This is a genomic window from Devosia sp. (genome assembly GCF_035944845.1).
Lineage (GTDB): Bacteria > Pseudomonadota > Alphaproteobacteria > Rhizobiales > Devosiaceae > Devosia_A.
In genome coordinates, this window is record NZ_DASZAW010000120.1 from 12,855 (window position 1) to 33,531 (window position 20,677).

Consider the following 20,677-nt stretch of genomic DNA (forward strand, 5'->3'; position numbering starts at 1 on the left):
GGAAGGCGTGAGATGCCTATTCCCCCAGCTGGAACCGCTCGAACCGCCCCAGTTCTTCCTCCAGCATGGCCTTGTGTTCGGCTGCGTTGCCCTTGCCAACCCAGTGCCAGGCTTGGATCAGGACCTTGCCGGCGGCCCGGTCGGTCTTCAGGTCGAGGGCTGCGACGATCTCGTCGCCGGCCAGCACCGGCAGGGTGAAGTAGCCGAACTTGCGCTTCTGCTTGGGCACATAGGCTTCAAATACATGATCGTAGCCGAAGAACAGGCTGGTGCGGCGGCGCTGGATGGCCAGCGGGTCGAACGGCGAAAGGATGTGCACCAGCGGCGGTCCCTCGGGCTGCGGCGTGTCCAGCGCTTCGGGTGTTGCATAGTGCAGCGTCGGATCATCGCCGATGGTCACCGGGACCAGCGTTTTCTTCCGCCGGCGGGTCTCGATCTGTTTGCTGAGTTCCGGCGTGAAGCGAAGTTTTGGATGCATCACCGAGGGACCGCTGATCAGCCCCTGCGACGTCAGCGCGCGGTCGAGCAGGTAGGCGTCGATCTGCCGCGATGTCGCCGCCCTGGGCAGCTTGCCGAAGTGCCGGCCCATCAACTCGTAGGTCTTCACCATGCCGATGCGTTCGGAAATGGTCAGCTCGCCCGAAAAGAAGCCGTATTGCAGCACGCGCTTACTTGGTTTGCGGCTGCCCCAGGGGTGGTCTTTTTCCACCAGCTCGTCGGTATCGATATCACGGATCGAGATGGCGCCGTCCTTCCTGATCTGGCGCAGCAGCTTTTTCAGATCGTTCGGATCGGCATCAGCGTACCAGCGCATCGGTTCGCTGCGGTGGTGCTTCATCTCGTCGAGGTAGAACGGCAGATCGCGCACCGGCACATAGGCCAGGGCGTGCGTCCAGTACTCGAACACCGATTTGTCGACCGACTGGGCGTGCGCGAGGTCGCTGCGCCGATAGTTCGGGATGCGGGTGAACAGGATGTGGTGGTGCGCCCGCTCGATCACGTTGATGGTGTCGATCTGCACGTAGCCGAGGTGTTCCACGGCCTTGCGCGTCGCCTCGGGTCCGGCGCCGAACGGTGCGCGGCTATCGAGCCGCTGGGCATGCAGCCAGATGTGGCGGGCCTGGGGCGGGGTGAGGTTGAGCGGCTTTTTCACTTCTTCACCTCTCCCTTGGGGGACGCGGTAGCGCCCCGAGGGGAGAGGTCGGCGCGCAACGCCGGGTCAGGGGGCCTTGCGTCGGGTGCGGGGCGTGGGGCAAGGCCCCCTCACCCCAACCCTCTCCCCCACAGGGAGAGGGGGCGCTGTTGCTCTGTCGGTGCTCGAATTCGCTCATGCCTGACACACTAAGCCAAAGCTCTGCCAGCGCATGTCAGGGTTTCATTTCTTCCACATCGCCAGCAGCCCCGCGCCGACGTCGATGCGCGGCGCCGCAGGCGCAAGGCCGCTGATGGCGGCCGGTTTCACCGCCGGCCAGAACATGTCGTCGAACAAGGGCAGCATGGCTTTGGTGATGAAGCGGCTGCGCTGGGCATAGACGTGCTTGTCGCCATAGGGCGTCTGCTGGTGCACGTAGAAGCGCTGCGGCACCATCAGGTGCAACTCGTCGCGGGCGCGAGTCATTGCCACATAGAGCAGGCGACGCTCCTCCTCCAGCTCATGGGTTGAGCCGGTGCCGAGGTCTGACGGGATGGCGCCGTCGACGACGTTCAGCACATGTACGTTCTTCCATTCCTGCCCCTTGGCCGAATGGATGGTAGAGAGGATCAGAAAATCCTCGTCGAGCAGCGGTACGCCAGCCTGGTCCGAGGTGGCATCGGGCGGGTCGAGCGTCAGCTCGGTGATGAAGCGCTCGCGGCTGGGGTAGCCGGCAGCGATCTGCTCGAGCTGGTAGAGATCTTCCTTCCGGACCTCTGCATCCTCGTACACCGCCTCCATCAGTGGCTCGTACCACATGCGGGCCCGCAGCAACTCGGCCGGCCAGCCGCCACCGCCCTTGCCCAGATGCTCGACCACTTCGAGCAGCGCCGGCCAGGCCTCGGAGCCGCGCGGCGGGGGAGGAGCGTTCAGCAGTTCGACCAGCGGGTCCGCCGCTTCGGCCATGCGATCGAGCACCTTGCCCGCGGCGCCCGGGCCGATGCCCGGCAGCAGCTGCAGCACGCGGAAGCCGGCGACGCGGTCGCGCGGATTGTCGACGAAGCGCAGCAGCGCCAGCATGTCCTTGACGTGGGCGCTGTCGAGAAACTTCAGTCCGCCATATTTGACGAACGGGATGTTGCGCCGGGTCAGCTCGATCTCGAGCTCTGCCGAGTGCGAGGAGGTGCGGAACAGCACGGCCTGCTGCTTCAGCGCCGTGCCGCCCTCCCGGCAGGCGAGCACGCTCTCGACCACGTAGCGGGCCTGGCTCGGCTCATCCTTCACCGTCACCAGCCGCGGCCTTTCGGTCGCGACGCGCTCGGTCCAGAGGTTCTTGGTGAAGCGCTCCTTGCTCTCCGAAATCACCGCATTGGCAGCCGCGAGGATCGGCTGGGTCGAACGGTAGTTGCGGTCGAGCGTCACCATGCGGGCCGGCGGAGTGAAGGCGGCGGGAAAATCGAGGATGTTGCGCACCGTCGCGGCGCGGAACGAGTAGATCGACTGCGCGTCGTCGCCGACCACCGTCAGCCCCTCGCCCGATGGCTTCAGTGCCAGCAGGATCGAGGCCTGCAGCCGGTTGGTATCCTGATACTCGTCGACCAGCACGTGGTCGAACCGCCCGCCGAGATCTTCGGCAATCGTGGGCTCGCGCATCATGGCGGCCCAGTAGAGCAGCAGGTCGTCGTAATCGAGCACCTGCTGGCGCTGCTTTGATTCCACATAGGCGGCGAACAGCTCGCGCAGCTGCGGCCCCCACATAGCGACCCAGGGGAAGGCCTCCTTCAGCACCGCATCGAGATCGTCCTGCGCGTTGACCACGCGCGAGTAGATGGCGAGACAGGTCCCCTTGGTCGGGAAGCGCTTCTTCGCCTCCGAGAACCCCATCTCGTGCCGGATAATGTTGATCAGGTCGCCGGAGTCTTCGCGATCGTGGATCGAGAAGCCCGGGGTGAGCCCGATCTGCTCGGCGTGTTCGCGCAGCAGCCGGGCGCCGATGCCGTGGAAGGTGCCGGCCCAGCTCAGGGCATCGGTGATGACGCCGGACTTGGCGCCCATCACCTGCGCCACCAGCCGCTCCACCCGGCGCTGCATTTCGCTGGCGGCGCGGCGCGAGAAGGTCATCAACAGGATACGACGCGGATCGGCGCCGTTGACGATCAGGTGCGCCACCCGGTGGGCCAGGGTGTTGGTCTTGCCCGAACCGGCGCCGGCAATCACCAGCAAGGGCCCGCCCAGGTGCTCCGCCGCCTGTCGCTGCTCGGGGTTGAGCTTGTCGAGATAGTGGGGGGCAATGGCAGTCTGCACGCGAATCGATCCGGAAAGAGTTCCGGATCAGGAAGCATCATTCCTGCTTTGTTCGCAATTGACGAGGCGCCGGAGCTGGTACCGGCGCCTCGTGGTGCGATCGTCACTGCGCGGCAGCTTCGATCACTTTGGCAACGTCCTCGGCTTTCGAGATGAGGCCCGAGTGGCTGGCGACGATCTCGGTGGCCTCGGCCTTGAGGCGGCCGGCGAAGAAGCGCTGCGCGTCGGCCGGCAGCATCAGGTCCTCGGTGGTGACGACGTAGAAGTTGGGCTTGTCGTGCCAGGCCGCGACTTCGGCCACGGCCTCGAAGTTCGCCGGATTCGAGGGCAGCTGCTGTGCCGCCATCGCCTCGGCTTCCGCCACCGGTACGTCGCCGGCGAACAGCTTGGGGAACTGAAGGGGATCGAGGATCAGGCCGCCCTCAGCGTTCGGGCGGATGGCCTTGACGCCTTCGCTCGGCTCGCCGCCGGCCAGCAGCTTGGTCAGCGTCTCGCCCTGATCCGGCGCGAAGGCCGAAACATAGACCAGTGCCTTGACCTTGGGATCAGCACCGGCCTCGCCGATCACCACCCCGCCCCAGGAATGGCCGACCAGCACGGTCGGGCCGTCCTGGGCATCGAGAGCCGCCCGGGTCGCCGCGACGTCATCGGCGAGCGAAGTGAGCGGGTTGGCCACCTGGGTCACATGATAGCCTTTGGCCGACAGGATCTGGGCCACCTTGTCCCAGCTGGTTTCGTCGGCGAAGGCACCGTGAACGAGGACGACATTTTTCGCGGGTTCAGCGGCAAGGGCGGCGCTACCGGCACCGACAGCAGCGGCGCCAAACACCAGGGCGGACAGTACGGACTTCATTTTTCATCTCCATTTTTGCGGGCGAGGTTGGACGATCGGCAAAGTCGAGTTGCCGCCGGACGATGCCGAGCAGGGAAAACTGGATCTTGCGTTTCGGCCGAGGATTGTTGAGCTTCCTCGCCAAGTGATGCGAGAGAGATAGAGGTTGAGGCGGTGAACGACCATGATCGGGTCTCCGAAACACATGCCCTAGAATCCGGTGTCGCCTTTCCAATGCTGGCGTCGCGCGTCGACCTGCTGTCGCAGGTGCTGACGTTGATCCGGCTGCGTGGCGAACTGATCTTTTCAGCCGAGCTGACTGCGCCCTGGGGGCTCGCGTTCGATGCGGGCTCGGCCTATTTCCACGTGGTGCTGGAGGGGGCGGTGGAGGTTACGGCCAGCGACGGCAGGCGGGTCCTGGCTGAAGCCGGTGACCTGCTGGTGCTGCCACAAGGCAGCGGCCACAATATCGGGATCGGTGGCGTACCGCCGGTGCCGATCCGCGAAGTGCTGGAGGCGCAGATGCGAGACGAGCAGCTTGCCATCCGGCTCGGCGGCAACGGTGCGACGACCCACCTGATCACCGGCGCCTTTCGCTTCGAAGGCGACAATATGCCGACGATGCTCGCGGTGCTCCCGGCGCTGATCCACATTTCGAAGGCGCTGCGCAGCCAAGAAGAGGCCTGGGTCGAAGGCATCGCGCATTTCCTCCTCGCCGAAGCCCGGGAGCCGCACCCAGGCGCGTCGCTGATGATCTCGCGGCTGATCGACATTCTGGTGATCCGAGCGATGCGTACCTGGGTGCGCACAGCGCCGCCGGAGAAACGCGGCTGGCTCGGCGCGCTGGCCGATGCACGGATCAGCCGGGCGCTGAAAGCCATCCACGACGAGCCGTTCCGCCGCCGCACCGTGGCCGAGCTCGCCGGCATTGCCGGGATGTCGCGCTCGAGCTTTGCCGAGCGCTTCGCTACGCTGATCGGCGCCGCGCCACTGCATTACCAGACGCGCTGGCGGCTGCTGATGGCCAACGAGATGCTGAAGGCACCGGACACACGGGTCAGCGAGGTCGGACGTCGGGTCGGCTACGATTCCGACGCGGCCTTCAGCCGGGCGTTCAAGGCGCAGTTCGGCTATCCGCCGGCGCAGGCCATGCGCGGTGGGTTCGCCGGTTCGCCGTGACAACCTTCGGTCGCCAGCTGGCCCTTGTTGTTCAGCCCGAAAGGTCCTCGGAGCGTCCGAGTTCGCGCTGCTTGAGGATGAACGCGACGCCTTCGGTGTAGCGGTCATGCAGTTTGGCAAAGCGGCTGAGCGTGTCCTTAGGGATGCCGATCTCGATCAGCTCCTCATGCATGTCCTTGAGCCGCTTTTCCATTTCCTCCATGCCGACAATCAGGCGTTCGATCTGTTCCTCGGTCAATCGCACCAGAGTTGCCATTGCTGCCTCCTTTGAGGGCTGGCCGCGGATCCAGTCTATCGCTTCTTCGCCTTGCGCGCTGCATTCTCGGCAAGCCGCGCCTGTACCAGCCGGATCACCAACTCGTCGGGGAGCGGACGCTCCGGCGCGAAGCGCACCGTGCCCTTCGAGGTATCGAGCCCGGCCAGTTCGGTCGCATAGGCCTCCATCACTGCCGGGCTCTGTACATAGAAAGCGCAATGCGCCTTGGCGGCGCCGAACGATACCAGCGCCCCATCCTGCCGAAACGCCGGGATGCCATAGCCGACATACTCTTCGGCGTTCGGCGCTGCGGCGATGATCACCTGCCGCAGGTGTTCCAGCGCCTGCCGCTGCGCCACGGGCAGGGCAGTGAGGAAGGCACTTGTGGTCTCGGGCATTGGCGATGTCATGGCTGTTCCCCCTCGCACCATAGCCTCGCACGGCGGCAAGAGCGCTGTCAGCACTCTCTGGTGGTTGCTGCTATGCGATTGAAATCGTTAAACTATTCGTGTCACGCTGTTGGCATGCGGGCGATTTCGCCTCATGCTCATCCGGTCGCCCGCCCATCGGAGGTGCCTGATGTCGCTGTTGACCCGCCCCGAGACCGACACGGAAGGTTTCGGCCTCACGACCGCACAGATCATCTATCGCGTGCCTGATCATCTCGAGCTGCTGCAGGATTTCGTCTGGCAGCAATATGACGTGTTCCCGCAGTTCCCGAGCCTCAGAAAGTTCCTGGCTTTCTGGGAAGCAAAGATCGAAGGGCCGCTGCACTCGGTGACCGTGGCGCATGCCCGGCTGATCCACCCGGTGGAACTGCGGGGGCTCGGCAGCGCCCGGATCCACTAGGCTGCGGTTTCGGCCCGGCCTGCCGCCTGGTGGAGTTCGCCCAGATAGAGGCGCCAGGGTTCGGACTCGACGAACGCCCACTCGGGGATCGGGTCGCGACCCGGTGGCAAGGACCGGAGCCGTTCGACCAGCAGCAGCGCGTCGGCAGTCTTGGCCCGGACGCGCGCCATGCGGTAGCGGTCGGCAAAAGTTGGGTCGAGACCGGCGGCGGCGACCATTGCATCGACTGTGCGATCGGCGAAATAGAGCGCATTGGCGGCGAGCCGCAGGGCGATGGCCTCGGCGGGCGTCAGGTCCATGACAGCGATCGTCGCCTCGGCATCGACCAGCGGCTCGCTCAGCGGCATGAAGTCGAGCTCCGCCGGGGCGTGTGCCAGGCAGACATCGGCATCCTCGCCACGGGCGCCGGTTGCATAGCTCTCGGCGATCGGCCCTACCGGCACCATGCCATAGGCCGCGCATTCCGCCGCGCGCAGCGCCCCGATCGAGGCGGCGCCGAGCACCGGGATGCCCTGCTTCAGCGCGAACAGGATCTCCTTGTGCCAGACCGAGGCCACGAACCCGAACACCCCATCGACCAGCCCGATGGCATCGGCGCCATCGCATACCGCGCGGTAGAGGTCGCCCTTCCGGGCCGGCGGGCGGACCTCGATCCCGCTGCGATCATAGTCTTGCCCGGAGAGCGAGGGGCCGGCGAACAGGACTTTCACAGGAACCCCAGCATGGCAGCCGTGGCGCGCGGACCCGGGCGCCAGTTGGCATTGGTGAGCCGGTCTTCGAGACCGGGAACATAGATTTTGGCAACCTCGATGCCGAACTGCTGGCCACCGAGCGGAATGACCACGACGCGCTTGAGGCCGGCTTTGGCAAGCCCGGCTTCGAGCGCCGCGATCAGGGCGTCCTCGCTGCTGTCCGCCGGCAGGCCGCCGGGGGCTGCGCGAGTGGCCGGCATATCCTCAGTCAGTACCGCGATGCTGCGACCGAGGGCCTGATCGTACTCGTCGTCGACAATATCGTCGCGGGCGCCGGCAATATTGGTGATGCGCGTCTGCGCCGCCTCGACGATGGCACGGCGGGCCGCGATAGCGGCCACCGGGTGGCAACTGGCGCCGGTAGTCAGGTCGAAATGCTTGTCCGCGCCATCGGCGGGAAACAAGGCGGCGTAGATCACCGGCACACCGATATTGGTGGTCTGGTCGAACAGCCGCAGCCTGAAGCCGGCGCGGGTGATCTTGTCGACGAGCGCATCGATCGTGGGATCGGCAAAGTCCGCCGGGGCGACGGCGCTGGCCTGGGCAGCGGCATCGGGCTTGTAGCTCCACAGGCACACCGCATCGCGCTCGATCACTTCACACAAGCCGTGGAGGATGGCGCCGGAGAGGTCCGTGCCGGCGGCGATGCCGTTGGTCGATTGCTGCAGGCCGACGAAATCGCGGGGCGCGGTGCCAAGCACCACGGCATCATAGGGCACCAGCACCGGCGCGCCGGTGGCGAGCGCATATCCCTCGACCCAGCGCAGCGACGCGGTCTCGTCGATCACTGCGCCGCGCGGCAGCAGGTGGGTGACGTCGAGCAGTTCGAAGCCCAGGGATCGCGCCTCGGCGACGCTTAGAACTCGCTGCGGCGTTTGCGGCGCCTCGGCGATGGCGTATTCGGCGGCTTCCATCACCGCGGAGATCTGTGCCGACAGGTCGTCGATGCCTTTGCCCTGGTGTGTGGCGAGCGTCGCCGAGTTGGGCCGGATCGCCGCGTAGCAGGGGATGCCGAGGCGATCGAGGCCGGTCTGGCGCGCCAGTCGGGTGATGCCGAGATCGGCAAAATGCAACGACAAATCCCGCAGCAGGGCCGCGGGATTTCGAGTGCCGCCTGGAGCCGGGTCGGCCGCCGGGCGGAGCTGGGCTCCGAGAAGCAAGATTTATTTGGAGGTGTAGAACCAGGCGCCGCTGCCATCGGCGCGATTGCCGGCAGCCACGGCGATATCGATACCGTCAACGAGAGCGTTGCCGGACTGCAGTGCGGAGCGAACGTTGGCCGGAACCACACTGTCCTGGTCAACGGGGGTCACAGTCATCAGCTGGGTGTCGACAACCAGCAGCTGCTCAGAGTCTTTCTGTCCGATGATCACGTAACGCATAAGTACATCTCCTTGCGGCCTACTTGAAACCGGCCTTGTGCAATGCGTCTATATACAGATCGACATCAGAGGGATCGCGCTGTGGCACTCGGGATAGCCAACGAGAGGTTGTGAAATCCGGTTGCAATCTAAGCGCTTGCAACCGATAGCGGCGAGCCAGCTCCATTTGCCCGGCCATGGCCGCGGCGGCGGCCATCAGGCGATAGGCAGGTTCCGGATTGCGCATCTGGCCGAGGTTGACCAGCGCCTCCTCGAAGCGCCCGCGAAAGAAGTTAATGCCGCCCAGCGTCCACAGGTACTCGTCGGGAGGGATCGGATTGAGCCGCATGGCCGCCTCGATCTTGTCCTGGGCCTCGCGGTGGTTGGAGTTGTGGGCCAGGGTGTCGGCATAGTCGGCGAGGATGTCGGCATGGTTCGGCGCCAGTTCGGCGGCCGTCGACATGTGGACGAGCGCCTGGTCGAGGTCACGGTCGAACAGCGCGACGCGGCCCAGCTCGCGATAGGCCGTGCCGTCATTGGGGTCGATCGACACGGCGCGCTCGGCATGCAGCTTCGCCTTGTCGAGCAGGGCCTTGTCCGAGCCTGAGCGCAGCACCCATTCCACCACATAGGAGCGGGCCAGCGCACTCTCGATCGATGCCTGTTCGGGTTCGATATCACGGGCGATGCGCAGCGACTTGCGGCCGCGCCGGATCTTGGGCAGATCGAAAGTCCTGAGGTTCTGCCGCCCGGCGAGGTAATGCGAATAGGCATTGGCATCGCGCAGGGTGCGCTCGCGCTGCAGCTCGGCCGTCTCGATCGATTCGGCGAGAGCGCGCGCCACGCCGTTGGTGAAGTCCCAATAGCGCTCCGGGGCGGTCAGCGCCGAAAAGGCGAACTTGTCGGCCCAGACGATCTCGCGTCCGGCGGCACGCACCAGGCGGATGGCGAGAGACAGCCCGTCGCCGGCGAAATGCGGGGCGATGCGGCTTTCGACGGCGTAATCGATCTGGTGCGCCCGCACCTCATCGAGCGCGGTGAACGGATCGAGCTGCCAGGCGGTGTGCGGGGCGATCACCGACAGCGTCTTCAGCCGGGACAGGCCGATGGTCACGTCCTCCACCAGCGCCGGCGCCAGGTGCTTGGGAATGCTCGCTTGCTTGAAATCCTGCAGCGGCGGCAGCAGTACGACGCGCGGCACGAAGCTCACGCGGGCGCGGTCTTCGTCGCCGGTCGGCCGACGGCGCTCTATGCCCCTCGGCTGTGCGGGAGTTGCGGCATCTCCTTCGGCCCCGAACAGGTCGGCGGTTTCCGCCGCCGGCTCCATGCCAAGGCCATGTCGCAGCCGGTTGCGGAACGCCGCGAAGGCGGCGCGGGCGCCGCTCTCGTTGTTCTCGGAGCGGAACAGTTCGACCGTGGCGCGGCACACCACGTCGGAATAGGGCAGGCGCTCGGCGAGGCGGAACAGCGCCGCATGGGCGCCGCGACCGCCGATGCGCAGCGCAGCTTCGGTCGCCTGGGTGGCGAACTGATTCTCGATGCGAGTGCGTTCGAGCGCCACCCATTGATCGAACTCGTTGCCGACGCCGCTGATGCCCGCCAAGAGTTCGCCGCGATAAAGTCCGATCAGCCGCTCGAGTTCTGACGCGTCTTCGGCACTGCGGACCCGGCCGATCTCGCGCAGATCGAGCACCACGTCTCGATTGAGCTCTATTTCAGTGGCGTCGGCGTCGAACAAGTCGAACCCGTATTTGCCCTCGAGTTCACGCGTATGCAGCAGGGTTTGCCGCAAATTGGTCATCGCCTGTTCGGCGGTGCTGCTTTCCCAGGTCCGCTCTGCCAAAGCCGACCGTCGCGCCCGGTTGGAAAAGTCAAGATACAGCACAGCTGCAAGGGCATAGGCCTTTTGGCGCAGCTTTACTGCCGAACCATCCGCCAAGCGGAGGACCGGGGTCCCCAAAAGCTGCAGGGTGACCGTTTCACGCATAGAAGTGATCGGCATTGCTCAGTTGATCCGACGAAATTGGTGGAAGTTTACTTGACGAAGTAAAGGGCAAAGCGTAGCGACGTAACGGCTAGATAACGCGTTGAAGTAAGCTACCCATGCGCGAAGCGCTAGCATAATAACTGCGAGGAGGCGCGGAGGGTGGGCCGCAGTGTCCCGCATATAGGACCCGAAACCTAGGCAACAATATCGAGGGACGAATGGAATCAGGAACATCGAACTTGGCTGCAGCAGCAATCGCGGACGCCAGAGGTTCCCAACTCATCGAACTGAGCGCCGACATCGTCAGCGCCTATGTGAGTCATAACGCACTGAGCGCCAGCGACATTCCCAAGTTGATCGCTACCGTGCATGCAACGCTGAGTGGCCTGGGCGGTGCGCCCGAGCCGGAAGCAGTGGTGGAGCTCAGGCCGGCAGTTCCGGTGAAGAAATCGATTACGCCGGACTACTTGATCTGCCTGGAAGATGGTAAGAAATTCAAGTCGTTGAAGCGGCACCTCAGGACCGAATACGACATGTCGCCGGAGGAGTATCGGGCGAAGTGGGGTCTGCCGGTGGATTATCCGATGGTGGCGCCGACCTACTCGGAGGCGCGTTCGCGCCTCGCCAAGACCATTGGTCTCGGCCGCAAGCCCAAAGCGACGGCAGCCCGCGGGCGCGCCAAGATCGTTTCCTGACATCACCGGCGAGAGACTACACAAAACCGGCGCTTTGTGCGCCGGTTTTCGTTCCGTGGATTCGCGTTGGCGCGAACCCCCGGCAATCAAAAACTGCCCCCTCCGCTTGGTGGGGGAGGGGGCAGCAGGGCACAGGACCCGAATTTCCTATGCATCATACCTTTTAGGCCCGGCTTCGTGACGCCGGCGTTATGCACGCTGTCAGCCAGATGTCAGCCGGCGCCCTTATCGTTCGATGCAGATGGCGACGCCCTGGCCGCCACCGATACAAAGCGTGGCGAGGCCGCGCCGGGCATTGCGCCGCTGCATCTCGTGCAGCAGCGTGACCACGACGCGGCAGCCGGAAGCGCCGATCGGGTGGCCGAGCGCAATGGCGCCGCCATTGACGTTGAGCCGCTCGAGGTCCCAATCCATCACCTTGATCACAGCAAGCGCCTGCGCTGCGAAGGCTTCGTTGAGCTCGATCAGATCGAGATCGGCCGAGCGCCAGCCGACCTTGTCCAGCGCGCGCTGCGCTGCCGTCGCGGCGCCCAGCCCCATCTCCATCGGCTCCAGCGCAGCCGAGGCGCAGGCGGCGATGCGTCCAAGTGAGGTGAGCCCCAGTTGAACCGCCCTCGCCTCCGAGGCCAGCAGCACCGAGGCCGCGCCGTCGTTGAGGCTGGCAGCGTTGCCGGCGGTCACGCTGCCCGCGGCGTCGAAGGCCGGCTTCAGCTTCGTGAGCGCCGCCAGGGTGCTGTCGGCGCGGGGCTGCTCGTCGACGCCAACGTGCCGGGTCTGGGGTCGCTCAGTGATGGTCACCGGTGCGATCTCGCGCTCGAACCGGCCGGCGGCGGCCGCAGCGACGGCCTTCTGGTGCGAGGCCAGCGCGAAGCTGTCCTGCGCCTCACGACTGATGCCGAACCTTGTCGCCAGCCGCTCGGCGGTGATCCCCATGGCGACGTGGTTGAAGGCGTCGACGAGACCATCGACCATGATGCTGTCGACGGCCGCGATGTCGCCCAGCTTGCTGGCGCGGCGTCCGGCGAGCAGGTGCGGTGCCTGCGTCATGCTTTCCTGGCCACCGGCGACGATCAACTCGGCATCGTCCGCGCCGATCGCCTGTGCACCCAGGTGAATGGCCTTCAGCCCGGAACCGCAGACCTTGTTGACGGTGAAGGCCGGCACGCCGATCGGCAGGCCAGCTTCGAGTGCCGTCTGGCGGGCCGGGTTCATGCCGGCGCCTGCCGTCAGCACCTGGCCGATGATCACCTCATCGATGGCGGCAGGATCGACGCCGCTGTCGGCCAGCAATCGCCGCACGGCGACGGCGCCCAGTTCGGTCGCGCTGAGCTCGGCGAAGCTGCCGACGAAGCGTCCGATCGGGGTACGGCGGGCCGCGACGATGTGAACGGGGTTGGTCATGTGCTGAGCTCCGCGAGGTTCTCGAACAGCTTCAGGGCTTCTGGGTTGGCGAGCCCCTCGACATTGCGGACCGGACGACCATGCACCACGTCGCGCACCGCCAGTTCGGTCAGCTTGCCTGAACGGGTACGGGGCAGGTCGGCCACGGCAATCAGCTTGGCCGGCACATGGCGTGGACTGGCGCCGCTGCGGATGGCGTGGCGGATCCTGAGCCTGAGGGCCTCGTCGAGTACTGTCCCAGGCGCCAGCTTGACGAACAGCACCACCCGAGTGTCGTTTTCCCATTCCTGGCCAATGCAGAGCGCGCTGTCGACTTCGGGCAGTTCTTCCACAACCGCATAGATTTCGGCGGTGCCGATGCGCACGCCGCCGGGGTTGAGCGTCGCATCGGAGCGGCCATGGATCATGATGCCCTGGTGCGCGGTCGGTTCGGCATAATCGCCATGGGCCCAAACGCCCGGAAACCGCGAGAAATAGGCGGCGCGATAGCGCGAGCCGTCCGGATCGTTCCAGAAGCCGAGCGGCATCGAGGGGAAGGGCGCCCGGCATACCAGCTCGCCTTTGCCGGTGGCTATCTGCACCCCGTTCTCGTCGAACACGTCGACGGCGAGGCCGAGCCCCGGTGCCTGGATCTCGCCGCGCCATACCGGCAGGGTCGGCACGCCGAGCACAAAGCACGAGACGATGTCGGTGCCGCCCGAGATCGAGGCGAGATGCACGTCGGCCTTCACGTTGGCATAGACGTAGTCGAAGCAATCCGCCGCCAGCGGCGAACCGGTGGAGAGGATGGCGCGTACCGAGGTGAGATCATGCGTCTCGATCGGCTTCAGCGCGAGCTTGCGCACTGAGTCGAGGTAGCGCGCCGACGTGCCGAACAGGGTGAAGCGCTCCTGTTCCGCATAATCGAACAGTTGCACCGGTGCGGGGTGGAAGGGCGAGCCATCATAGAGGCAAAGCGTTGCGCCGCAGGCCAGCGCCGAGGCCAGCCAGTTCCACATCATCCAGCCGCAGGTGGTGAAGTAGAATACCCGGTCGCCCTCGTGCACGTCGCAGTGCAGCCGGTGTTCCTTCAAATGCTGCAGCAGCGTGCCGCCGGCCGAGTGGACGATGCATTTTGGTTTGCCGGTGGTGCCGGACGAGAACAGGATGAACAGCGGGTGGTTGAATGGCAGTCGCGCGAAGCGCACCGGTTCGGCGGAGAAGGGCGCGAGGAAGGATTCCAGCGTCACGCCTCCATCGATGCGCGCCGCGCTGTCGGTGGCACGGCCGAGCAGGTCGATCACCACGGTCCGGGCCGGCGCCAGTGCCGCCGCCACCTCGGCAATGGTCGGGCCGATATCGATGAGCTTGCCGTTATATTTGTAGCCATCAACCGTGACGAACAGCTTTGGGCTGATCTGGGCGAAGCGGTCGAGCACGCCGCGCGGCCCGAAATCCGGAGAGCAGGACGACCACACCGCGCCGATCGATGCGGTTGCCAGCATCATCGCCACGGTCTCGGGCATGTTGGGCAACATCCCGGCGACGCGGTCGCCCTGGCCGATGCCGAGCCCCAGCAGCGCCTGCTGCATGCGGGACACCGTCTGGTGCAGCTCGTCCCAGCTCCAGCTCCGGCGCGCGCCGGCCTCGTCACGGAAGACAACGGCATCGGTCCGCCCCTCGAGCCGCAGCAGGTTCTCGGCGAAGTTCAGCGTCGCATCGGGCAGGAACCGCGCACCGGGCATCAGCTCGCCATCGATGACCTGCCGCTCGCCCTTGTCGCCGATTACGCCGCAGAAATCCCACACGGCGCTCCAGAACGCACCGCGCTCGGTAATCGACCAGCGGTGCAGCCCCCGGTAATCGTCGGGCGCGCAGCCGTGGCTGGCGCGGGTCCGTTCACTGAACTGCCACAGCAAGGTGGCGCGCTGGCGCGCCGGATCCATCTGCCAGAGAATTTCACCCTCCCGTTTTGAGGCGACGCTATTGCTTGTGCCGTCTCGACAAGGAGTCGTATTTCTACTCTATGCACCCTCTCCCTCCCCGTCTTGGCAAGGTCGACCCCGGTGCGGCAGGCTTCGGCTACTCGCTCGCCGATATTCCGGTGCCCATCGTGTTCGCCGCCCATCGCATCATCAGGGACTGCAACGCCCCGTTCGCGGCGCTGTTCGGCTATGACCGCGCCGAGATGCTCGGCGCCAGTTTCCGGCAGCTGTACCAGGATGTCGGCGACTTCGTGCGAGTGGGCGAGCTGTGGCGCAGCCACCTCGCCGCGGGAGCCATCTATTTCGACGAGCGGGTAATGCGCCGCAAGGATGGCAGCACGCTGTGGTGCCGCGTGCATGGCCGCTCCAATACGCCGGACGACCCGTTTGCCGAGGCGATCTACTGCTTCGAGCCGATGCAGCGCGGCATCCTGCCGACCGAGCACGTGCTCACCGGCCGGCAGCGCCAGATCCTGATGCTGGTGGCGCAGGGCCGCACCAGCGGCGAAATCGCCGTCGAGCTAACGCTGTCGCGACGGACGGTCGAGGCGCATCGCGCCCGGCTGATGAAGACCATCGGGGTGCGTAACGGCGCCGAGCTGATGGCGTGGTTCAACGAGAGGGAAGGCTGATGGCCGAACAGAAGACGGCGCTGGTCACCGGCGCATTGGGCGGCATCGGCTCGGCCATCTCGGCGCGGCTCAGTGCCGACGGGTTCCGCGTCGCCCGGCACGACGTGGTCGAGCGCGTGGCCGATGACTATTTCCGCACCGATCTCACAGAGGAGGGGGCTGGGGAGCAACTGGTTGCCGAGGTCGTCGCCCGTTATGGCCGGCTCGACGTGCTGGTCAATAATGCCGGCGCGCAGAAGGTTTCCGCCATCGCCGAGTTTGCCCGCGCCGACTGGGATCTGGTGCGCAGCCTCAGCCTCGATGCCTCGTTCGAGTGCATCAAGGCGGCAGTGCCGGGCATGGTCAAGCGCGGCTGGGGCCGCATCATCAACATTGCCTCGGCACACGGGCTGGTCGCCTCGCCATTCAAATCCGCCTACGTCGCCGCCAAGCACGGCCTCGTCGGCCTGACCAAGAGCGTGGCGCTGGAAGTGGCGGAAGCCGGCGTCACCGCCAACGCCATCTGCCCCGGCTATGTCCGTACCCCACTGGTCGAAAAGCAGATCGAGGATCAGATGCAGGTGCACGGCCTCGGCCGCGACGCAGTGATCCGCGAGATCATGCTGGCTTCGCAGCCGACGCGCCGGTTCGTCGAGGCGGAGGAAGTGGCGGGGTTGGCGGGGTATCTGGCCAGCGATGCGGCGCGCTCGATCACGGGGACGACGATTGCGATCGATGGCGGGTGGACGGCGCGGTAGGCGCAGATGGTGCAGTCGGATTCCCTCCCCCGCAAGCGGGAGAGGGTGCGCCGACTGCGCGCTCATTTGGACGAGATCACCACCCCGGCATAGCTGCGTGCCGCGATGCCGGTACACAGCCCGTGCCACTCGCAGCCGATACAGGCGGCGCGGGTGCGGCCGGTGGTGAAAGCTTCGCGCATCTGCTTCAGGACCGCTGGCTCGAGCACCACCGACCTGCCCAACTGCGGCGGCGTCTCGAGCAACTCGCCGAGATCGCGCAGCGCCAGCCGGTCGCGTTCGATGACGCTGTCGCGGTGGCAGTGCGGATCGGCATCAGCAAGCAGCGGGGCGCAGATATCGTCCGGCCCGGCGACGATCAGCAAGTCTTCGCCAGCGCCGATGCGGGCGGCGATGGCGTCGTAGTTGGCGGTGAACGCCGCATTGTACCCCTTGCCGACATAGGTCAGCAGGCAGAGCAGGTGATGCGGGCGCAGCCTGATCGTCATCAGGCAGCACGGGTCTTGCCGCGCGCCAGCAGCGCCAGCAGAGCGGCGCCGAGTACCGATTTCAGCACGCCGCCGACGAGGAACGGCGCGACGCCGCTGGTCCAGGCGACTTCGGCGCCGAACAGCGTGGCGAGCCACGCGGCGCCGAGCCCGAGGCAAAGCGCATTGCCGAGCAGCATGCTGACAAAGGCCAGTGCCGGACGGCGGCCGTTCCAGCCGCGTTCGGCCAGCCAGCCGACGACTGCTCCAGCCACCGGGAAGGCGAACAGGTAACCGGCGGTCGGGCCGACGAAGTGATGTGCGCCCGCTGCGCCGCCCGACAGCACCGGCAGCCCGACGGCGGCCTCGGCGAGCCAGGCGATGATGGTGATGGCGCCGAGCCGCCAGCCATAGAGCGCACCGACCAGCATCACGGCGAAGGTCTGCATGGTCACCGGCACCGGCACCATCGGCACTTCGACATAGGACGAAAGGGTCAGGAACAGCGTGCCAAGCACCACCGCCCCGACCCGCCAGGCGAGCGGACGGCTCTGGAGGTCGAGCGGGCTGAAGGCAGAGGTCAGGGAGGCGGCATTGGACACGAAGGAGCTCCTTGCGAGAAATTATAGATAATCTGTGTTATCTATCGCTAAAGGAGTCCACAGCTCGGCGGGATTTGCAAGGGGCGACGCGCTAAGTTGAGCGGTTCATCCTGCTTTGAGGCAGCGCCCATTGGTGAGTTCGTCACCGCACAGCACCCCAAACCCGTTGTCATCCAGGCGAAGGCCGGGACCCATCCTGTGATGTGGCGGCTCTTGCGCAAGTCCCTCGCCATCTCAGGATGGGCCCCGGCCTCCGCCGGGGTGACACCGTGGGTGGGGAAGCACCTGTGACTGAGCCACCGAAGCAGTGGACCGTCCCCCAGCCAACGACGAGAGAGATCTAGGGCCGAGCAAATGCGGCCACTTTCCTCAGCGCCGGTTTCCGGGCTCCTGGCCGCTCCAGCGGACGTGGCGCGCCAGCACCGAGGCCGCGGTTTCGATCTCGCCGCCGCGCAAGGCGGCGAGGATCGCCATGTGATCGCGATCGGTGGGCGCCTCCCATTCGGCGCGCCAGCCAGAGAACAGGAAGCGGGCGCTGGCGCTGTGCAGATCGTCGATGGTCTTGAGCAGGCGCGGCATGCCGCAAGGACTGATGATCAGCCGGTGAAAGGCCCGGTTCGCCTCCTCCCAGGCCTGCACGTCGCTGGCTTTGTCGCCGGCCTTGCTGATGGCTTCGGCCTCTGCGAGGATCGCCTTGGTCAAATGCGGGCCGGCCTGACGAAGCGCCAGCACTTCGAGCGCCGCGCGCATCTCGGCGACTTCCCGCACTTCCTCGAGGCTGAAACCGGCAACGCGTACGCCGCGTCGCGGTTCGCTCACCACCAACCCCTGTGCCTCGAGCAGGCGGAAGGCCTCGCGCACCGGCACGTGGCTGGCGCCGAATTCTTCGGCGATATGGTCCTGCCGCAGGCGGGTGCCGGGCTCAATGGCGCCAGCGATGATCCGCTCGGCCAGCGCGCGGCTGATCCGGACCGAAACGGGATCGTCTTTGGCGGTGGTCATGATTTTATAGATAATTGATTGGCCGGGGGATGGCTACCGTGCGGATGCCGCTGGAGCCTCAGCGGAGAGCCGAAGCATCCCACCCGGGTTGCCGCCTACGCGGGAATGCTATCGGTAGGTGCCGAAACACCATGTCTCACCGTCACGGAAACCATGAAACCCTACGCGCTGTTGATCGCCCCCGGGCCGGGAATAGCGCCGGGCGGACATTTGCCGAGTATGATCATGCCCAGCACCTCGTCCTTGGTGACGTCGGCGACCCGCGCCGTGCCGACCACCCGGCCGTTCTTCATCACCGTCACGCGGTCGGCGAGGTCGAACACGTCGTGGATGTCGTGGCTGATCAGGAAGATGCCGATGCCCTGGGCCTTGAGCTGCTTGATCAGTTCGCCGACCTGCGCGGTCTCCTGCGGGCCCAGCGCCGCGGTAGGCTCGTCCATGATCAGGATTCGGGCATTGAAGTGGATCGCCCGGGCGATGGCGACCGACTGTCGCTGGCCGCCGGAGAGCGATTTCACCGGTTCCTTGAAGCGGCGGAAATTGGGGTTCAGCCGGCCCATCACCTTGCGGCATTCGGCCTCCATGGCGATGTCGTCGAGCGTGCCCCAGCGGGTGCGCAACTCGCGCCCCAGATAGAGGTTCGCGGCGGCGTCGACGTTATCGGCCAGCGCCAGGGTCTGGTAGATGGTCTCGATGCCGAAGGCCTTGGCGTCGCGCGGATTGGCAATGTCGGCGTCCCGCCCGTCGATGCGGATGGCGCCCGAATCGCGCTTGTAAGCGCCCGACAGCACCTTGATCAGCGTCGATTTGCCGGCGCCGTTGTGGCCGAGCAGGCCTACCACCTCGCCCGGATAGAGATCGATCGAGGCATGGTCGACCGCCTTGATGCCGCCGAAGGCGATCGAGATATCGTCCATCTCGACCAGCGGAGCGGCATGGGAGGCGGTGTCGGCGGAGATGGGCTCGGTGGTCATCTATGCCTCCTTACTTGACGCGACGACGATAGATCTGGTCGACAAATACGGCGAGCACCAGCACGATGCCGACCACGATGTTGGTATAGGCGGAGTCGACGTTGAGCAGCGCCATGCCCGACTGCAGCGACTGCATCAGCAACGCGCCGAGGATCGCGCCATAGATGGTGCCGATGCCGCCGGCCAGCGAGGTGCCGCCGATCACCGCCGCAGCAATCACATAGAGTTCGTTGAGCGTGCCGAGCGCGGTGGTGGCGGCATCGAGGCGGGCCGAAGCGATGATCGCCGAAATGCCGACCAGTGCGCCCATCAGGGTGAACACCATGACGGTGAGCCGCTTGGTGTTGACGCCGGCGAGTTCGGCTGCCTCGGGGTTGCCGCCGGTAGCGAAGACGTAGCGGCCGAAACGGGTGCGGCGGGCGACGAAGGTCATCACCAGGCCCACTGCGAGCATGACCAGCACCGGGATCGGATAGCCGGTCTGGAAGGTCAGGCCGTCCACGCAGCTGACAACCTTGTCCGCCGCCTGGCAGATCGCTTGCCCGGCCTTGTCCTCGACCCCGGGCGGAATGGGAATCTTGTTGTCGAGCGCGAAGCGCTCGGCAACGCGGGGTGGGTAGAGGTAGGAGTTGACCACGGCGGTGGTGCCGAGCACTGCGGCGCAGCCGACGACGACGCTGAGGATTTCGGCCCAGACCGGCTTGGGCTTGAAGTTGAAAGTCAGCCGGCGCCGCCGGCCGGCGACCACCGCAAGGCCGATGCCGATGCAGGCGACGGCGGCCAGCGCCCAACTCCAGACCGGACCGATAGAAGCCGCCGGACCGTTGCCGCCGATCAGCTTGAAGGTCTTGTCCATCGGCGCGACGGTAACGCCGCTGGCAATGAGGAAAGCGGCGCCGCTGAAGGCGATCAACCCGCCCAGCGTGACGATGAAGCTCGGAATCTGGCCGTAGGCGATCAGTACGCCATTGAAGGCGCCGATGGCGGCGCCAAGGACGATGGCGAACACCACCGCGATGATCCAGATGGCGGGATGGCCGACGCCGAGCATGGGGCCCAGTTCGAATACCTGCAGCACGCCGGTCGCCACCGCGACGACGCTCAGCATCGAACCCACCGACAGGTCGATCTGACGCAGGACGATGACCAGCACCATGCCGGTGGTCATCACCGCGATCACCGAGGTCTGGACCAGGAGGATCCAGAGGTTGCGCGAGGTGAGGAAGGAGCCGCCGAACAGGCCGCCGCCGCCGGGCCGGAGGATCGAACTGATGATGTCGAAGCCGACCCAGATCACCAGCATGGCGGCAAGCATGCCGAGCATGCGCGTATCGATCTCGGCGGCGCGGATCAGCCGCGTCAGCAGGCCTTCATTGCTGGCCGCGGGGCCGCCGGTGTTTGATTGCTCAGTCATGCCCCATCCTCCAGCCGATCGTTGCGGCCGCGGTCAGCGAGGCCTGGCCCCGCCATAAATCCCGGCGCCATTCGCATGCGCCGAACGAGAAGGCCGCGCCACCGATGAGGCGACGCGGCCGGTAAGCATCAGGTCAG

Annotated in this window: 21 protein-coding genes; 5 read left to right on the top strand and 16 right to left on the bottom strand. The window is 66.0% G+C overall.

Annotated features, from left to right (window positions below; genetic code table 11):
- Window positions 1–16 precede the first annotated feature (16 nt).
- The 3 genes from VGV07_RS23830 to VGV07_RS23840 form a co-directional block, all read right to left on the bottom strand.
- Entirely contained in the window at window positions 17–1,153 is a 1,137-nt protein-coding gene (locus VGV07_RS23830; protein ID WP_326871220.1) for a winged helix-turn-helix domain-containing protein, read from the bottom strand.
- A 222-nt stretch (window positions 1,154–1,375) separates the two neighbouring features.
- Window positions 1,376–3,424, bottom strand: a complete 2,049-nt coding sequence (locus VGV07_RS23835) for an ATP-dependent helicase (RefSeq protein ID WP_326871263.1) — start codon at window positions 3,422–3,424, stop codon at window positions 1,376–1,378.
- A 115-nt stretch (window positions 3,425–3,539) separates the two neighbouring features.
- A complete protein-coding gene (locus VGV07_RS23840; protein WP_326871221.1) occupies window positions 3,540–4,289 on the bottom strand; it encodes an alpha/beta hydrolase in 750 nt (249 codons plus the stop codon).
- 213 nt (window positions 4,290–4,502) lie between these two features.
- Between VGV07_RS23840 and VGV07_RS23845 the strand changes: the two genes are divergently transcribed.
- Complete coding sequence (locus tag VGV07_RS23845; RefSeq protein WP_326871222.1) at window positions 4,503–5,447, top strand: AraC family transcriptional regulator; 945 nt, start codon at window positions 4,503–4,505, stop codon at window positions 5,445–5,447.
- 31 nt (window positions 5,448–5,478) lie between these two features.
- Here the strand turns inward: VGV07_RS23845 and VGV07_RS23850 are convergent, their stop codons facing one another.
- Together VGV07_RS23850 and VGV07_RS23855 are read right to left on the bottom strand one after the other, a co-directional pair.
- On the bottom strand, window positions 5,479–5,703 hold the full coding sequence (locus VGV07_RS23850; RefSeq protein ID WP_326871223.1) for a hypothetical protein: 225 nt from the start codon (window positions 5,701–5,703) through the stop codon (window positions 5,479–5,481).
- Between the two features lie 35 nt (window positions 5,704–5,738).
- Window positions 5,739–6,113, bottom strand: coding sequence for an iron chaperone (locus VGV07_RS23855; RefSeq protein ID WP_326871224.1), 375 nt, complete (start codon window positions 6,111–6,113; stop codon window positions 5,739–5,741).
- A gap of 169 nt (window positions 6,114–6,282) precedes the next feature.
- On the opposite strand from VGV07_RS23855, the gene VGV07_RS23860 reads away from it, so the two are divergent.
- On the top strand, window positions 6,283–6,552 hold the full coding sequence (locus tag VGV07_RS23860) for a protein usg (protein ID WP_326871225.1): 270 nt from the start codon (window positions 6,283–6,285) through the stop codon (window positions 6,550–6,552).
- Here VGV07_RS23860 and VGV07_RS23865 read toward each other — a convergent pair.
- The 4 genes from VGV07_RS23865 to VGV07_RS23880 form a co-directional block, all read right to left on the bottom strand.
- Window positions 6,549–7,262 carry a TfuA-like protein gene (locus VGV07_RS23865; RefSeq protein WP_326871226.1) on the bottom strand — a complete coding sequence of 238 codons (714 nt, stop codon included), beginning with the start codon at window positions 7,260–7,262 and terminating at the stop codon, window positions 6,549–6,551. The two genes, VGV07_RS23860 and VGV07_RS23865, sit on opposite strands and share 4 nt — an antisense overlap.
- The gene (locus VGV07_RS23870; protein ID WP_326871227.1) at window positions 7,259–8,377 is read right to left on the bottom strand and encodes a YcaO-like family protein; all 1,119 of its coding nucleotides are present in this window, start codon (window positions 8,375–8,377) and stop codon (window positions 7,259–7,261) included. The genes VGV07_RS23865 and VGV07_RS23870 overlap by 4 nt, the downstream gene beginning before the upstream one ends.
- Before the next feature lie 90 nt (window positions 8,378–8,467).
- A complete protein-coding gene (locus VGV07_RS23875; protein WP_326871228.1) occupies window positions 8,468–8,686 on the bottom strand; it encodes a hypothetical protein in 219 nt (72 codons plus the stop codon).
- A 19-nt stretch (window positions 8,687–8,705) separates the two neighbouring features.
- Window positions 8,706–10,667, bottom strand: a complete 1,962-nt coding sequence (locus tag VGV07_RS23880; protein WP_326871229.1) for a BTAD domain-containing putative transcriptional regulator — start codon at window positions 10,665–10,667, stop codon at window positions 8,706–8,708.
- 224 nt (window positions 10,668–10,891) lie between these two features.
- Between VGV07_RS23880 and VGV07_RS23885 the strand changes: the two genes are divergently transcribed.
- A complete protein-coding gene (locus VGV07_RS23885) occupies window positions 10,892–11,347 on the top strand; it encodes a MucR family transcriptional regulator (protein ID WP_326871230.1) in 456 nt (151 codons plus the stop codon).
- A gap of 225 nt (window positions 11,348–11,572) precedes the next feature.
- Here the strand turns inward: VGV07_RS23885 and VGV07_RS23890 are convergent, their stop codons facing one another.
- Entirely contained in the window at window positions 11,573–12,748 is a 1,176-nt protein-coding gene (locus VGV07_RS23890) for an acetyl-CoA C-acetyltransferase (protein WP_326871231.1), read from the bottom strand.
- On the bottom strand, window positions 12,745–14,685 hold the full coding sequence (locus VGV07_RS23895; protein WP_326871264.1) for an acetoacetate--CoA ligase: 1,941 nt from the start codon (window positions 14,683–14,685) through the stop codon (window positions 12,745–12,747). The genes VGV07_RS23890 and VGV07_RS23895 overlap by 4 nt, the downstream gene beginning before the upstream one ends.
- A gap of 68 nt (window positions 14,686–14,753) precedes the next feature.
- Here VGV07_RS23895 and VGV07_RS23900 point away from each other — a divergent pair, with 68 nt between their 5' ends.
- Window positions 14,754–15,344, top strand: a complete 591-nt coding sequence (locus tag VGV07_RS23900) for a helix-turn-helix transcriptional regulator (RefSeq protein WP_326871232.1) — start codon at window positions 14,754–14,756, stop codon at window positions 15,342–15,344.
- Window positions 15,344–16,081, top strand: a complete 738-nt coding sequence (locus tag VGV07_RS23905) for a 3-hydroxybutyrate dehydrogenase (protein ID WP_326871233.1) — start codon at window positions 15,344–15,346, stop codon at window positions 16,079–16,081. The genes VGV07_RS23900 and VGV07_RS23905 overlap by 1 nt, the downstream gene beginning before the upstream one ends.
- Window positions 16,082–16,143: 62 nt before the next feature.
- On the opposite strand, the gene VGV07_RS23910 is transcribed toward VGV07_RS23905, so the two are convergent.
- From VGV07_RS23910 to VGV07_RS23930, 5 genes are all read right to left on the bottom strand, one after another.
- Window positions 16,144–16,569, bottom strand: a complete 426-nt coding sequence (locus VGV07_RS23910; protein WP_326871234.1) for a DUF1284 domain-containing protein — start codon at window positions 16,567–16,569, stop codon at window positions 16,144–16,146.
- On the bottom strand, window positions 16,569–17,150 hold the full coding sequence (locus VGV07_RS23915) for a biotin transporter BioY (RefSeq protein WP_326871235.1): 582 nt from the start codon (window positions 17,148–17,150) through the stop codon (window positions 16,569–16,571). Before VGV07_RS23915 ends, VGV07_RS23910 begins: the two co-directional genes overlap by 1 nt.
- Window positions 17,151–17,519: 369 nt before the next feature.
- Window positions 17,520–18,152: a GntR family transcriptional regulator gene (locus tag VGV07_RS23920; protein ID WP_326871236.1), complete on the bottom strand. Its 633-nt coding sequence runs from the start codon at window positions 18,150–18,152 to the stop codon at window positions 17,520–17,522.
- A gap of 161 nt (window positions 18,153–18,313) precedes the next feature.
- A complete protein-coding gene (locus VGV07_RS23925) occupies window positions 18,314–19,126 on the bottom strand; it encodes an ATP-binding cassette domain-containing protein (protein ID WP_326871237.1) in 813 nt (270 codons plus the stop codon).
- 10 nt (window positions 19,127–19,136) lie between these two features.
- The gene (locus tag VGV07_RS23930; RefSeq protein WP_326871238.1) at window positions 19,137–20,540 is read right to left on the bottom strand and encodes a sugar ABC transporter permease; all 1,404 of its coding nucleotides are present in this window, start codon (window positions 20,538–20,540) and stop codon (window positions 19,137–19,139) included.
- Window positions 20,541–20,677: the final 137 nt, after the last annotated feature.